This is a genomic window from Micromonospora sp. NPDC049114, from assembly GCF_040648635.1.
Lineage (GTDB): Bacteria > Actinomycetota > Actinomycetes > Mycobacteriales > Micromonosporaceae > Micromonospora.
The window spans coordinates 384,790-397,894 of the sequence record NZ_JBEZEA010000003.1; the positions used below are offsets into that span (position 1 = coordinate 384,790).

Genomic DNA, 13,105 nt, shown 5'->3' on the forward strand with positions numbered 1-13,105 from the left:
CCTTGCTGTCGTACGGTCCGCCGGCACCGGAGCCCACGCGACTTCATGGCCCCGACACGTACGGCGAACATCAGCTGGAGCCCCGAAAAGAGCCTTGGCCCCACCTGCAACCGGCGTGCGTCACGCCGTAACTGACGTGCTCCTACTACCTCTCGGGAGGAACGGTGAAGCATGTTCCTCTCCTCGCCGCCCGTCGTGATCCCACGGCCGGACAGCCCGTCTACGTCTTGACGGATCTTTCCTCTCGACTCGAAGAAGAGTATGCCACACCACCGAAGATATCTAGTCGTCGGAACCTAGATTTCCTGACCGCCGGTCACCCACCCCGACCCCGACAGCAATCCCCAGCAGCCGTCTCGCGGCGGTGGCCTGCCGGGGCCTTGGTCGGCGACCAGGGCAACCGCTGACCAGACTCAACCGTTGCCCTGGCGGGTCGCTCCGGTCCCGATCGCCCGCAGGTGGGCCAGCCCTTGCGCCCAGGACTGGATCAGAGTGGTTTCGTGGTAGGCGATGCCATGCTCGGTGCAGAACTGGCGGATCAGCGGCTGGGCGTGGCGCAGGTTGGGTCGCGGCATGCTGGGGAACAGGTGATGTTCGATCTGGTAGTTCAGCCCGCCGAGGAGCGCGTCGAGGAGTCGACCACCACGTACGTTGCGGGAGGTGAGGACCTGTCGGCGCAGGTAGTCGAGGTCGTCGGCCTCGGTGAGGATGGGCATCCCCTTGTGGTTGGGTGCGAAGGAACTGCCCAGGTAGAGACCGAACAGGGCCTGGTTGACCAGGATGAACACGATCGCCTGCGGAACGCTCAGAACCAGGAACACGGCCCCGAGGTACGCGGCGAAGTGCAGGACGAGCAGGCCGGCCTCCACCGGTCGGTGCCGGAGCCCAGGACGGCTGATGATCGCCCGGACGCTGGCGCCGTGCAGGTGCACACCCTCCCCCAACAGCAGAGGGAAGAACAGTGCCGCCTGGTGCCGGACGAAGAGCGCCCGCAGGCCACGCTGCGTCGCAGCCTGGCCCGGAGTGAAAGACAGCGGAGCCACCATGAGATCGGGGTCGCGGCCCTCGGTGTTCGGATGGGCGTGGTGGCGGTTGTGCTTGTCGACCCACCATCCGAAACTGATCCCGGTCAGCAGATTCGCACAGACGAGGCCGAGAACATCGTTGGCCCGACGGGATCGGAAGATCTGCCGGTGCCCGGCGTCGTGACCGACGAAGGCCAACTGCCCGAGGAACATCGCCACGGCGGCTGCGACAGCCGTCTGCCACCACGACGGTCCGAGCCGGACGAACACCACGCCCAGGACGCCGAGACAACCCAGCACAAGCGCGATCCGCGTCGCGTAGCGCCAGGGCTGACGGTCGAGGAGACCCGCGCCCCGGACCAGGCGAGACAGCTCGGCGTACGCACTGCCACGGTCACTGCGAGCGCCAAGATCCGCACTACTCACTCTCGCCCTCCTACAGGATGGCCGTTCAGGTCACGGGTCTGCCAACAGCCGCGAGGGGGCAGGCACGCGACCCCTTCGCGATACGACAGACATCGAGCAAGCGAACCGCCGCTTGACCGTCCCAGTCTTCCTCACAGCCGCCTCTCGCAGAAGGAAACGGCAGCTCACGCAACCATGGCGCAAGCACCGTTCACCTAGCCCACGCACCGGCGCCAGAAGGCATCCCAGCGCGCCACGCCGGTGAAGCAGGATTCACAGCACACCATCGGCACGATACGAAGCTCGTTGACAGCCGGCGTGCGGACAACTGGCAAGGCCGAATCCACCCTGACCACCTCCGATGTGCTGAGCCCAGGCGTCCGCGTGCCGGATGACCTTCCAGACGATCGAGCCTTTGGCCCCGACGTAGGCCGGCCGGTCGTGGCGAAACTGCGCCGCCGGTCGGCGTTCCACATCGGCGTACTCGCTGGCGGCCGGGGATGTGCCCGTAGATGGTCACAAAAGAGCAGCGGGAACTGCTCGGAGAAGCTGCCGAGCTGACGTGCGTTGGTAGTCCCCACCCGAGCCGGTGACCTCGTCATCCTGAAGGTCGTCGACGATCAGGCCGTGCAGCTCCGCCAGGCCCAAGACGACGTCGACCCCCTCGCGGCGAGTAGCTGATGTTCATGCTCACCTGGTCGATGCCGACAGCGAGAGGTGCCGACATCCAGGGCGACTACGGGTCGTATGGGCGTACCCCTGAGGGGACGCCCCGTTTTCGTCACCCCGCCGGGTCGGTGGGCCCGGCGGCGGTGGCATCACTCAATCAACGACCGACCATGTGACGCGACGACACGTCACGAGAAACGAGGAAGCCGAACCGCCTTGTCCACCGTTCGGCAGAGGCCACGGTAGAACTCGACCATCTCCTCGTCTGTCGGTTCCTGCTCCTGCGTCTCCTCCAGGGCCCTGCGGGCGCCCACGGACAGCGCACGCACGAGCCGCTTGGCGGCCTCCGGATCGTCGATCTTCCGGATGTCCAGATATCCCATTGCCCGGCCGGGGCTGAGCCACTCGTCGAACTCGTCGACTGCGGCCACGTCGGCGGGGACCAGCCTCATGACGTGCGCCAGCACCCTGCCCTGGATCCACCACTCCAGGTCGTCGTCGAACAGCACCGCCAACACCAGGACCCCCATGCCGAGCAACAGAACTGGTACAGCAGAAGCCGATGCGGATGACGTCCTTCCGCCCCGAGTCGTCGGCTCTCTTCGCCATCGCGATCCGCCACTCCATCGGATAGCCCGTCATGTCGACGACCGTGAAGCCGTTTCCTTGGTGAGGCGGTGGTCGAATGACGCGAGCCACCACGCCACAGCTGGCAGCGCGCCAAGCACGACGATGGCGATCACCCATGAAGCATGATCGGTTGATCGCATAACCGGAAGCACCACTGCGCACCTTGTGTGAAATCTTCACGCGTCGGCACCAAGCTGCCTCTCCTCGGTACCCCTACAGACTTGCCACCGCAGCTCACCATCCCGTATGCCGCCGACTGCTCCCAGCCTGCTCCCCCTAGACCGGGCTCGCACCGGGCCGCCGACCGCTCCTGAACTGCCGGCCCAGCGCTGCGGTTGGCACCAGCGCTGGCTCCCTCAGCCGCATCGGTAATTGGGAAAGCACGCCCACGAGCACCGCGCCTTGTCAGCGGCAGAAGAGTGTGTCGACGGCTCCACGCTCTCGCGGCCGCTTGTGATCAGTGTGCAACGACGACGGTGCGTACGACGCCATCAGCAGGTCTCGGATGCTCGGTCGAAAGCCGAACCAGATCACACCCGGTAGTACTGCACGACGCAGAACTCGTTGTCCTCCGGGTCGGTCATGACGAGGACCGCGCCCTCGTGGTAGTCATGCCGTTCACCTGTCCACCGCCCGCCCAACATCCCGATCCGATCGACCGCTTCGTCAACGTCGGTAACGGCGATGTCGAGGTGTAGTCGCGTCTTGCCGGCCTTGGGCTCCGGAACCGGCTGGAATGTCAGCACCGGGCCGTCCCCGGCGACAGTGACGCGCCGCCAGCCGGGAAGAGACTCCGTCACGCGTCCTCCAAGCACCACGGACCAGAAGTCAGCCAGTCGCTGCGGATCCCGGCAGTCGACCGTGACTCCGGCAAGTCGGCCCAGTGTCTCCACGACACCGACCATAGCGACGATGTGCCGCCCACTCCCACAGGCCATCAGTTCGATGAATTCAGGCTGACCATCGATGACCTGCACGCTCTTTAGCAGCGGTGCCGCCTCCACCTCACCGTCAGGGCAGTTCGATGCCGTTGGACGCAGTTCAAGGCTGTTCTAGACAGCCCGCTGCGTCCAACCTGCTCCCGGCCCGTTGCCTTGGTTGGCACCAGCGCGGGCGCCAGCAGCCCCATCGATCGTGGAGCGTCCCCCTGGCACGTCGCCTCGTGGTCGACGCGGCCGTCCTTTTCGCGCGGTGCCATACTCGCCGACGTGAGCTCGCTGCTGGAAGCCTTCGCAGGGCTGCTCGATCGCTCCATCGGGGAGATCGCCGCAATGGCCACGGACGCCCGGAGCTTCGACGCGACTCGTATCGGCCGCATCGCTGATATCTGGGACAATAACGCCGTGCCTTTGGTGAGCGCGGCATGTGCTCCCTGGCCACTTCGATCCAGACGAGCAAGCGCCGGCCTGCGGTGGATGGCTGACCTCGGGGCCGACCGACGCCGGCTGATGGTCGATCTCGACCCGAGCCTGGACAAGGTGCTTCCCACCGCAAGGCCGGAGCGTTCCGTACATCGGGACTACCAAGGACGCGTCTTCCCGGGCGCCTTTCGGCTGACCGCTGGAATCATCGATGCTCTTGTCCACGACTACGACCTCGCCAACGGCAGCGTGCGCTCGCTCACCGCCCAACCGTCGGACGAGGGATTGCAAGTACACCTGACCCTGGCCACTCCACGACGGTTCACACCCACTGCCGGACGCATCTCGCGGGACGGATCCAGGAAGCCCTGGCCGGCCGCGCCGCTGAGGCTCACCCTCAACGGGGTCACCAAATTGCAGTTCGACGCCGAGGACCGGATCGGGATGGCCGTAAGCCGCACTGACGCCGGGTTGGCCGTGACAATTGGGCGGACCGGTCGCCTGCTGGCGACCGAGGCTTCAGTCTGGCCCGACGACCCGCGATGGAACGAGTCAACGGCAGGCCAGGCAGCCGACCTCACCACGCCACACGCACGGCCACAACGACGGAAGCCGCTACAGACGTCGACCCTGAGCGCACCGCAACGGGCCGCCGCCCAAGCGCTCGTCATGTTGATGAACCATGCTCGACTCGTCCACCACTATCCGAACCTTGCCGCCGGCGTGCCGATCCTCGACATCTGCCGTATCGCGGCCGACGCGGGCAGCGCCATTCTCAGCGCGAGCACGCGTCGTGGAGCAGAGCGTCAGACGGCGTTCGTGGAGCTTGAACGACGGTGGCGTCACATACCACCCACGGTGCCACCTGAGGCGATCCACTACGGCCCGGTCGTGCTACGTCACGCACGGTACGACGAGCCCCACGACGACTACGACGTACCTCACGACGGCTGTGCCGTCCTTCTCGCCGCAGTGCCGGGCGCGGACCCCGCAGTACCGTGGACTCTCACCAGCGAGGAGTTCACCCACCCGTCACGGTTCCGAATAACCAGCACCGCGTTCAACGACGGTCAGCACATCCACCACGACGGCGAAGTCCTACGCATCGGCGACGCGCTCGTCGTCCGCTAAACCACGAACGACCACATGGACCTGGTCGCCGCTCTCACCCGCGCGCGGTCCAAGTTGCATTCACGTACCGCATCGGCGGCGACTACCCGACGGGCATGCCACCGCTGCCGCTAAATAATTCAGGCACCGACTACCGGAGGCGCGGCATCACATGATCGCTGCTGCCCCGGCTGGACGATCCGGCCAGACCCGGACCCGTGGCGAGTCAACGGGTCGGACGAGTCGGCGCCGATGCTCGGTGTCCGGATAGCGTCGCTCACGAATCGTCGCGCATTGTCAGCGGCAGTTCCGGACGCTCTCTCAGCCCGGCGGTCTGTCGAGATCGGTCCGTCCCCACGCCACATCGACTACCCATGACGCCGTAGCGGCGACTTGTCTCCCACGAGCCAGAGATGACCCCATGGGTCGAAGAAGCCGCCCTGGCGGTGCGTGCCCCATGGCGCGGAGTGGTCGCGTACCGGATCGTGGTAGTCGGCTCCTGCCGCAGCAGCACCACCGACGACGGCGTCTGGATCGTCGACAAAGACCTCGACCCGCGCCGAGGTGCTGCCGAGCGCCGTCGGGCTCTCCCAGCCGTTGTTCGCGGGTTCCGCGACGAAGAACGGTGCCCCGTCGAGCTGGAGTCCGACAACCGATCCCAGGTTCCACAGCTCAGTGGCACCAAGGGCTCGCTGGTACCAAGCAGAGGCTGCTGCGGCATCGGGCACCGCGAGCATGACGGAGATGACGGTCATAGGGAAAAGGGTAGGCAATCCGGAGCGCAACGCGAAGCGAACAGCCGCTCATCGGCAGACGCGCGCGCTCGACATTCAGAAGTCACCGTTGGAGGGCGCCGGGCTCAGCGCGTCTCGCTGTGGGTCGTGCTGAGCCTCGCGCAGGCCAGCACGGTCAGGGCGGCTCCGAGCAGCAGCGCCGCGACGGCGACGGCGGTCTCGACGTCGGGCCCGGTCTCGACGGCCACCGACACACTGACACCCGTCTGGTAGAAGGCGTCGCTGCCGCGCGGCTCCGGCCGACTCCGCCAGGCATCGTCCACCGCGAGCCAGGCCGCCGTGGCCAGCAGCGTGACACCCACTGCGGCGATCGGGGCGGTGCCATGGCGCCGGACCGCGCGGCTCACAACCCAGGCATACCCGCCGAGCACGAGCAACGCCGCCACGGCCACATTGGTGAACGAGCCGAGCAGGGCGGTCAGCCCCGACGGGAGGAGGGCGACGAATACCAGGGTGAGCAGCGTGAGCACGCCCACGGCGAAGCCCGTTACCGATTGATCCGGCAACGGGCTTCTGGCCTGCAGAAACTGAGAGTGGGCGATGCTGGTATCGAACCAGCGACCTCTTCGGTGTGAACGAAGCGCTCTCCCACTGAGCTAATCGCCCTCAGCGCCGTTGACTCTACCCGATCGTGGAACGAGACCGGAAATCCGGGGTCAGTGCGTCGTGAGGTACCGCATCGCCTCGGCCACCACGTCGATGCCGAAGCTGAGCTTGAGTGAGAGCCAGACCACAGCGCCCACGAAGAGCAGGCCGACGACCCCGAGCACGAAGCGCAGTGGCAGCGACTGTCGCGTCACCCAGCGGGTCCAGCCGTGGACGTGTCGGCGGGTGAAGCCGAGCAGTCGGCGGGCCCAGTGGAATTCCACGGCCCAGATGCCGAGGCCGGCGATGACCAGGAGCCAGCCCGGCCCGGGCAGCGGGATGAGGGCGATGCCGATGGTGACGACCAGCGCGCCGGCGATGGCGATGAAGATCTTGAGGGCGATCCGGCCGGTGGGGTTGGCGCGGATCAGGTCGAGGGTCGTCGAGATCCGCTGCCGCCAGTGGGGTCGCTTCGGCGGCTCGCCGACGACGAGGACGCCGCCGGTACGGCCCGTGTCGGGCGTCGACCGTCCGGGTCGCTCGGGCTGCTCCATCGGCACGTCGTACCCCCGCTTTTCGGCTGCTCGGACCGCGACTTTCGGCGGACCGGACGCGGCCACCGGATCCACTGAGGATCGGTTCGTGACCATTTCACCCCCCAGTGTCGCTCGGGCCCGTCACTGCAACGGCCGACTGGACGTTACCGGAGTAAGTCGACGACTGAGCCACCCGACGCCGGGCGGAATCACGCACTGGGCAGAACCGGAAATCCTACATGAATGCTCACATTCACGCGGTCTTTCCGTCCCCCTTCCCACCACTGGGTGAAGTCAGCGTATGGCGGAGCGTAGCCAGGAGTAGCACCTGAGTATGGGAAAAGCGGGACACGCGCGTTCCGCAGCGGTGCCGGGGGGAGAACGTCCATGAGTGTCATCCGACCGACGACCGTAGAGGTCGAGACGTCGCTAAGGCTCGTCGCACCTGACGCCACCGCCTTGCCGGTGCGTGCCAGTCTGCGTTACGACCCTGCTGACCCGTATGCGGTCCATGTCCTGTTCCATGCCGAATCGGCCGGGGGCGAGGCGGTGAGCTGGTCGTTCGCTCGCGAACTTCTGGTCACCGGCCTGGACGAGCCGGCGGGCATCGGCGATGTGCGGGTCTGGCCCTGGGCCACACCGCGGGGCGACTTCGTCGCGCTGGCCCTCTCGTCACCGGACGGCAACGCCCTCTTCGAGGTGCCGCGCAGCGTCCTGGTGCGTTTCCTTCGACGGACGTACGTCGTCGTCCCGCGCGGCCGCGAGGCCGAGCACCTGGACGTCGACACGGCGGTGAACCGGCTGCTCGCCGGTCGCTGAGAAAAAGAGCAACACCGGCCAGACAGGGCCGCGCGGATCTGCCGAGTCCGCGCGGCCCTGGCACACCCCGGGGGTACGCGGGCAGCCCGACCGGGGGTGGCCGGCGCTCAGCCGTGGGTGGTGATGCCGCCGTCGACGGGGATGACCGCGCCGGTGAGGTACGCGCCGGCCCGCGAGGAGAGGTAGATGGCGGTGCCGGCCATGTCCTCGGGGCGACCGATGCGGCCCAGCGGCACCTGCTGCTCGATGGCGGCCCTGCTCGCCGGGTCGTCGAGGGCGAACGCCATCATCTTGCTCTCGAACGGGCCGGGCGCGATCGCGTTGACGGTGATCTGCTCGCCGGCCAGTTGGTGGGCGAGGCTGCGGGTGAGCATGTGCACTGCCGCCTTGGTGGCGGAGTACGCGTACACCTCCATGAACGGCACCCGGATGCCGTCGATGGACCCGATGTTGATCACGCGGGCGGGGTCGTCGGCGCTGGCGGCGGCGCGCAGCGCCGGCAGCAGCGCGGTGGTGAGCCGGAAGACGGCCTTGACGTTGACCGCCCAGAGCTTGTCGAACGCGGCCTCCGGGTAGTTGTCCAGCGGGGCGCCCCAGGTGGCGCCGGCGTTATTGACCAGCACGTCGAGGCGGTCGACGCGCTCCCGGACGGCGGTGGAGAGGGCCTCGGCGCCCGCGTCGGTGCCCAGGTCGGCGGGGATGGCCTCGCAGTGGCCCTCGGCGGAGAGTTCCTTGGCGACCGCCTCGCAGACGTCCGCCTTGCGGGACGAGATGATCACGCGGGCGCCGGCGCGGACGAAGCCCTGGGCGATCATCAGCCCGATCCCCCGCGATCCGCCGGTGACCAGGACCGTCTTGCCTTCGACCGAGAACAGCTGCGTCATGCCCATCCCATCGCGTGTCGGCGGGTCCGCCGGGCGGTCGGGCGGACGGCGGGCGCCGGGCGGCCGCGGACCGCACAGCGCTACCGCCGGGTAACGTAGCCCGGCCGCGGGGATCGCGACAAGCCTCGCCGCCGCCGCACACGAGATCGGGATGCGGTGACCTGCGGTTCGGGCTACCGTCGCAGGCGATGGTCTCCACCGATCCCTCCCCCGCGCCATCGATCGGAACGGCGTCACCCGTACCCGACGAGATTTCCACGTTCGCGCTTGCCGACCTGGCCGGCGACCCCGGCTGGCGGCGGCCGGTGTTCGTCGAGCGGGAGCTGTTGATCCTCACCACCAGGGGTCACGGCGACGCCGAGCTGGATTTCCACCTGTTGCCGTGCCGGCCCGGCACGCTGCTGCGGGTCCGCGCCGGCCAGGTGCTGCGCTGTGTCGGCCCACAGTTCGACGCGACGGTGGTCGGCTGGACCGCCGAGGCGCTGCACGGCCTGGCCGTCGATCCGGACGCCCCGCAGACCTGGCGACAGTTGGCCGGCGAGGACGAGGACGCGGTGATCAACGAGGTGAGCCAGTTGGCGGTGGACTGCCAGCGGCATGGCGGCGCCCCGGCCGGTCGTGCGCTGCTGCGCCACCAGCTCGCCGTGCTGCTGCTGCGGCTGACCCTGCCCGGCCTGGCCCGGTCCGGGCACCGGCCGGAGGTCGAGACGTTCCAGCGGTTCGGCCGGGAGGTGGAGCACGGCTACCAGCTGACCCGGCGGGTCGAGGACTATGCCGCCGCGCTCGGCTGCTCGGTGCGGACCCTGACCCGGGCCTGCCTGGCCGTGACCGGTCGCAGCGCCAAACAGGTCATCGACGAGCGGGTCGCGTTGCAGGCCGCCCGGCTGCTCGCCGCGAGCGACGAACCGATCGCCCAGATCGGCCGTCAGCTCGGCTTCTCCGAGCCCACCAACTTCGGCCGGTTCTTCACCCGTGAGATCGGGGTCAGCCCGGGGGCGTTCCGCGCCACCCGTGATCAGCCGGCCACCGGCCGGGTCGTCCGGCCCCGAGCGGCGGCCGAACCGACGGGCGCCAACGGCGGGCGGTTCCGCTCCGGCGCCGCCGCCGAACCGGCCAACGGCGGTCACGCCACGCGGTCCGGGAAGCCCACCGGGGCGGGCGGCGGCACCGGGCGGGCATGATGGCGGAGTGCAGATCTCCGCGCGCGGCGACTACGCGGTACGGGCGGCGCTGAGCCTCGCGACCGCGTACCCCTCGCTGATGTCCACCCAGGCCATCGCCGCCGAACAGGACATGCCCCGCAAGTTCCTGGAGGCGGTCCTGGCCGATCTGCGCCGGGCCGGCATCGTGCGCGCCCAGCGCGGCGCCGAGGGTGGCTACACGCTCGCCCGTCCGCCCCGCGAGGTGACCGTCGGCGCGGTGCTGCGCGCGGTGGAGGGCCCCCTCGCGGGTGTACGCGGCCTGCGGCCCGAGGAGACCCGCTACGAGGGCGCGGCGGAGAACCTGCCCGGCCTGTGGGTGGCGGTCCGCGCGGCCGTACGGCGGGTCGTCGACGAGGTGAGCCTCGCCGAGATCGTCAGCGGTCGGCTGCCCGCGCACGTCCGCAAGCTCACCGCCCTGCCCGACGCCTGGGAACCACGCTGACGCCGGGCGGCGGGGCCGCCCTCAGCAGCCGAAGAGCGCGCGCAGCCAGGTGAGCTGCTCGACCTGCTGGTGCGCCGCGCCACCCTCGTGGTCGTTGAACTCGTACACGCGCACCTCCTTGTCACCGCCGTACCGGTGGTAGGCGGCGAAGCAGGTCGAGGGCGGGCAGGTCCGGTCCATCATGGCGACGGAGAACAGCGCGGGCGCGGTGGCGCGGGACGCGAGCACGGCGGCGTCGACGTACGACAGGGTGTGGAACACCTGGCTGGCCCGGTCGCGGTAGAGGGCGAGGTATTCGGTGATCTCGCCGTACGGGCCCGCCCCGGCGACCTGGACGCCACGCCGGACGTCACAGAGGAAGGGCACGTCGGGCATGGCCGCCGCGACACCGGGGACCAGCGCGGCCACGGCCAGCGACAGGCCGCCGCCCTGGCTGATGCCGGTGACGGCGATCCGGTCGGCGTCAATGGCGGGATGCGCGGCGGCGGCGGTGGCGAACCGGACCGCGTCCGTGATCAGCCTGCGGTAGTAGAAGTCGTCCGGGTCGGTGACGCCGCGGGTGAGGAAACCCGGGACGGTTCCCGCCGGGTACCGGTCCGGGTCGGCGGTGACGCCGGGCGCCGCGCTCCAGCCCTGACCCCGCGTGTCCATGATCAGGTGGGCGAAGCCCGCCGCGGCCCAGAACAGCTTCTCGTGGGGCAGGCCACGGCCACGGCCGTACCCCAGGTACTCGACGACGCAGGGCAACGGCCCGGTGGCGGTCGCCGGCAGGTGCAGCCAGCCGTGCACGGGTTCGCCGCCGAAGCCGGCGACGGTGACCGCGTACGTGCGGATCTGGGTCAGACCCGTGTCCACGGGCTCGTACGTCGCCGCCGTGGGTTCGTCGGCGCCCAGCGTCCGTTCCCAGAAGGTGTCCAGGTCCTTCGGCACGTCCAACTCGGGTCGGTACGCCCAGCACTCGGCGAGGGTGAGATCGCTCAGAGCCACAGCATGGCCTCCGTGACAGCAGGGTTGTCAGTGTGTGGGGGGGTTGCGCTACCGGGCGGCCATCGCCGAGGCGAACCAGCCGGTGATGGTGGCGGGGTGGGTGATCGCCGTACCCACGACCACCGACCACGCCCCCGCCCGCAGCGCCTGCGCAGCCTGCGCCGGCGTGTGGATCCGGCCCTCAGCTACCACCGGCACGTCGACGGTGGCGGCGAGCCGGGCGACCAGGTCCAGGTCCGGTCCGGGCTGCTTGGTGGTGTACGCGGTGTAGCCGGCCAGGGTGGTGCCGACCAGGTCGGCGCCCGCCGCGGCGGCGGCGATCCCCTCGGCGAGGGTGGAGCAGTCCGCCATCACCAGAGCCCCGGTCAACTGGTGGACGGCGGCGATGGTCTCGCGCAGGCTCCGGCCGTCCGGCCGGGGCCGCGCGGTGGCGTCGAGCGCGACGACGTGCGCGCCGGCCCGGGCCACCGACAGCGCGTGCTCCAGCGTGGGGGTGATGAAGACGTCGTCGTTCCCGTCCTTCCACAGGCCGATCAGCGGCAGGTCGACGGCCTCCCGGATGGCCGCGATGTCCGCCAGGCCCTGGGCGCGGATGCCGGCGGCTCCGCCCTGGGCGGCGGCGAGGGCCACCCGGCGCATCGTGTCCGGGGTGCGCATCGGCTCACCGGGGTACGCCTGGCAGGAGACGACCAGCCGGTGGCGGAGTCCTTCGATGAGCGCGTTCATGAGATGCCCTTCCAGGCGAGCGTGGCGGCCCCGAGAAGTGGGGCGTCCGAACCGAGGGTGGAGGCCAGCACCGGCACGTCGTCCAGGCTGGGCAGGGTCTCCCGCCGTACGGCGGCGCGAAGGGCCTGCCACCAGAGGTCGCCGAGGCCGGCGACGCCGCCGCCGATCACGACGGCACCGGGGTCGAGCATGTTGACCAGCCCGCCGACCGCCGAGCCGACGGCGGTCCCGCCCAGCAGGATCACGTCCCGGGCCGCCGCGTCGCCGTCCGCGGCCCGCGCGGCGACCGACCGCAGGTCGTCGACCCGCTGGCCGGTGCGCCGCACGTACTCCTCGGTGAGGGCGGGGCCGGAGGCGATGGCCTCCAGGTGGCCCTGGCCGCCGCAGGTGCACTGCAACTGCCCGGCGTACGGCGAGGGCTGGTGGCCGGCGTGGCCGGCCGTCGAGTGGGCGCCGGTGAGCACGTCGCCGTCGACGACGAAGGAGGCGCCGATGCCGGTGCCGACGGCGATGAAGAGCGTCGTGTCGTAGCCGGCCGCGACGCCGTGCCGCGCCTCACCGAGGGCGTGCGCGTGGACGTCGTTGATGACGGACACGGGTACGCCCAACTGCTCGCGCAGTCGTCCCCGCAGGTCCGTACCGGCCCAGCCGGCCAGGGCGTCGGTGGCCGACAGCACCAGGCCCGTCCGGGGGTCGATCACACCGGCACTGCCGACACCGAGGGCACCGACTCGTCCCGCCACCCTCGACCGCAGCCGACCGACGAGATCGGCTGCGTTGTCGAGGATGGCGGTCGCCCCGGCCCGGCCAGGGGTCGGGGCTGTGAGTCGGTCGATGACCTCGCCGTCGCGGGTCACGATGGCGGCGGCCGTCTTGGTGCCTCCGATGTCGAGCGCGGCGACAACCGGGGGCGTGCGTACCGTGGGCATG

Annotated in this window: 14 protein-coding genes and 1 tRNA gene; 4 read left to right on the forward strand and 11 right to left on the reverse strand. The window is 69.8% G+C overall.

What is annotated here, in order from left to right:
* Positions 1 to 413 precede the first annotated feature (413 nt).
* From AB0B39_RS14645 to AB0B39_RS14655, 3 genes are all read right to left on the reverse strand, one after another.
* Positions 414 to 1,451 carry an acyl-CoA desaturase gene (locus AB0B39_RS14645; RefSeq protein ID WP_234581694.1) on the reverse strand — a complete coding sequence of 346 codons (1,038 nt, stop codon included), beginning with the start codon at positions 1,449 to 1,451 and terminating at the stop codon, positions 414 to 416.
* 836 nt (positions 1,452 to 2,287) lie between these two features.
* Positions 2,288 to 2,629: a hypothetical protein gene (locus AB0B39_RS14650; RefSeq protein WP_357495497.1), complete on the reverse strand. Its 342-nt coding sequence runs from the start codon at positions 2,627 to 2,629 to the stop codon at positions 2,288 to 2,290.
* A 630-nt stretch (positions 2,630 to 3,259) separates the two neighbouring features.
* A complete protein-coding gene (locus AB0B39_RS14655; protein WP_357495499.1) occupies positions 3,260 to 3,733 on the reverse strand; it encodes a VOC family protein in 474 nt (157 codons plus the stop codon).
* Between the two features lie 204 nt (positions 3,734 to 3,937).
* Between AB0B39_RS14655 and AB0B39_RS14660 the strand changes: the two genes are divergently transcribed.
* Positions 3,938 to 5,221, forward strand: coding sequence for a hypothetical protein (locus AB0B39_RS14660; protein ID WP_357495501.1), 1,284 nt, complete (start codon positions 3,938 to 3,940; stop codon positions 5,219 to 5,221).
* Between the two features lie 347 nt (positions 5,222 to 5,568).
* Here AB0B39_RS14660 and AB0B39_RS14665 read toward each other — a convergent pair whose 3' ends face one another.
* The 4 genes from AB0B39_RS14665 to AB0B39_RS14680 all read right to left on the reverse strand — a co-directional run bounded on the left by AB0B39_RS14665 (position 5,569) and on the right by AB0B39_RS14680 (position 7,229).
* Entirely contained in the window at positions 5,569 to 5,955 is a 387-nt protein-coding gene (locus AB0B39_RS14665) for a VOC family protein (RefSeq protein ID WP_357574539.1), read from the reverse strand.
* 104 nt (positions 5,956 to 6,059) lie between these two features.
* On the reverse strand, positions 6,060 to 6,470 hold the full coding sequence (locus AB0B39_RS14670; RefSeq protein WP_357574540.1) for a hypothetical protein: 411 nt from the start codon (positions 6,468 to 6,470) through the stop codon (positions 6,060 to 6,062).
* A 58-nt stretch (positions 6,471 to 6,528) separates the two neighbouring features.
* Positions 6,529 to 6,600 (reverse strand) — tRNA-Val (locus tag AB0B39_RS14675).
* Between the two features lie 50 nt (positions 6,601 to 6,650).
* The gene (locus AB0B39_RS14680; RefSeq protein ID WP_357574541.1) at positions 6,651 to 7,229 is read right to left on the reverse strand and encodes a PGPGW domain-containing protein; all 579 of its coding nucleotides are present in this window, start codon (positions 7,227 to 7,229) and stop codon (positions 6,651 to 6,653) included.
* A 273-nt stretch (positions 7,230 to 7,502) separates the two neighbouring features.
* On the opposite strand from AB0B39_RS14680, the gene AB0B39_RS14685 reads away from it, so the two are divergent.
* Positions 7,503 to 7,934: an SsgA family sporulation/cell division regulator gene (locus tag AB0B39_RS14685; RefSeq protein WP_007457244.1), complete on the forward strand. Its 432-nt coding sequence runs from the start codon at positions 7,503 to 7,505 to the stop codon at positions 7,932 to 7,934.
* Between the two features lie 107 nt (positions 7,935 to 8,041).
* On the opposite strand, the gene AB0B39_RS14690 is transcribed toward AB0B39_RS14685, so the two are convergent.
* Positions 8,042 to 8,818 (reverse strand): SDR family oxidoreductase, encoded by a 777-nt coding sequence (locus AB0B39_RS14690; protein WP_357574542.1) that lies wholly within the window; start codon positions 8,816 to 8,818, stop codon positions 8,042 to 8,044.
* A 188-nt stretch (positions 8,819 to 9,006) separates the two neighbouring features.
* On the opposite strand from AB0B39_RS14690, the gene AB0B39_RS14695 reads away from it, so the two are divergent.
* The gene (locus tag AB0B39_RS14695) at positions 9,007 to 9,999 is read left to right on the forward strand and encodes a helix-turn-helix transcriptional regulator (protein WP_357495510.1); all 993 of its coding nucleotides are present in this window, start codon (positions 9,007 to 9,009) and stop codon (positions 9,997 to 9,999) included.
* A gap of 7 nt (positions 10,000 to 10,006) precedes the next feature.
* Positions 10,007 to 10,462, forward strand: a complete 456-nt coding sequence (locus AB0B39_RS14700; protein ID WP_357495512.1) for an Rrf2 family transcriptional regulator — start codon at positions 10,007 to 10,009, stop codon at positions 10,460 to 10,462.
* Positions 10,463 to 10,483: 21 nt separating this feature from the next.
* On the opposite strand, the gene AB0B39_RS14705 is transcribed toward AB0B39_RS14700, so the two are convergent.
* The 3 genes from AB0B39_RS14705 to AB0B39_RS14715 are packed head-to-tail and all read right to left on the reverse strand — an operon-like array spanning position 10,484 to position 13,104.
* Positions 10,484 to 11,449, reverse strand: coding sequence for an acetylxylan esterase (locus tag AB0B39_RS14705; RefSeq protein WP_357574543.1), 966 nt, complete (start codon positions 11,447 to 11,449; stop codon positions 10,484 to 10,486).
* Positions 11,450 to 11,497: 48 nt separating this feature from the next.
* Entirely contained in the window at positions 11,498 to 12,175 is a 678-nt protein-coding gene (locus tag AB0B39_RS14710) for an N-acetylmannosamine-6-phosphate 2-epimerase (protein WP_357495516.1), read from the reverse strand.
* Positions 12,172 to 13,104, reverse strand: coding sequence for an ROK family protein (locus AB0B39_RS14715; RefSeq protein ID WP_357574544.1), 933 nt, complete (start codon positions 13,102 to 13,104; stop codon positions 12,172 to 12,174). Before AB0B39_RS14715 ends, AB0B39_RS14710 begins: the two co-directional genes overlap by 4 nt.
* Position 13,105 lies beyond the last annotated feature (1 nt).

Bases quoted from the DNA above. Each gene is read 5' to 3' on its own strand.
- AB0B39_RS14650 (WP_357495497.1), bottom strand. From the start codon at position 2,629: ATGGGGGTCCTGGTGTTGGCGGTGCTGTTCGACGACGACCTGGAGTGG.
- AB0B39_RS14665 (WP_357574539.1), bottom strand. From the start codon at position 5,955: ATGACCGTCATCTCCGTCATGCTCGCGGTGCCCGATGCCGCAGCAGCC.
- AB0B39_RS14680 (WP_357574541.1), bottom strand. From the start codon at position 7,229: ATGGTCACGAACCGATCCTCAGTGGATCCGGTGGCCGCGTCCGGTCCG.
- AB0B39_RS14685 (WP_007457244.1), top strand. From the start codon at position 7,503: ATGAGTGTCATCCGACCGACGACCGTAGAGGTCGAGACGTCGCTAAGG.
- AB0B39_RS14690 (WP_357574542.1), bottom strand. From the start codon at position 8,818: ATGACGCAGCTGTTCTCGGTCGAAGGCAAGACGGTCCTGGTCACCGGC.
- AB0B39_RS14695 (WP_357495510.1), top strand. From the start codon at position 9,007: ATGGTCTCCACCGATCCCTCCCCCGCGCCATCGATCGGAACGGCGTCA.
- AB0B39_RS14710 (WP_357495516.1), bottom strand. From the start codon at position 12,175: ATGAACGCGCTCATCGAAGGACTCCGCCACCGGCTGGTCGTCTCCTGC.
- AB0B39_RS14715 (WP_357574544.1), bottom strand. From the start codon at position 13,104: ATGCCCACGGTACGCACGCCCCCGGTTGTCGCCGCGCTCGACATCGGA.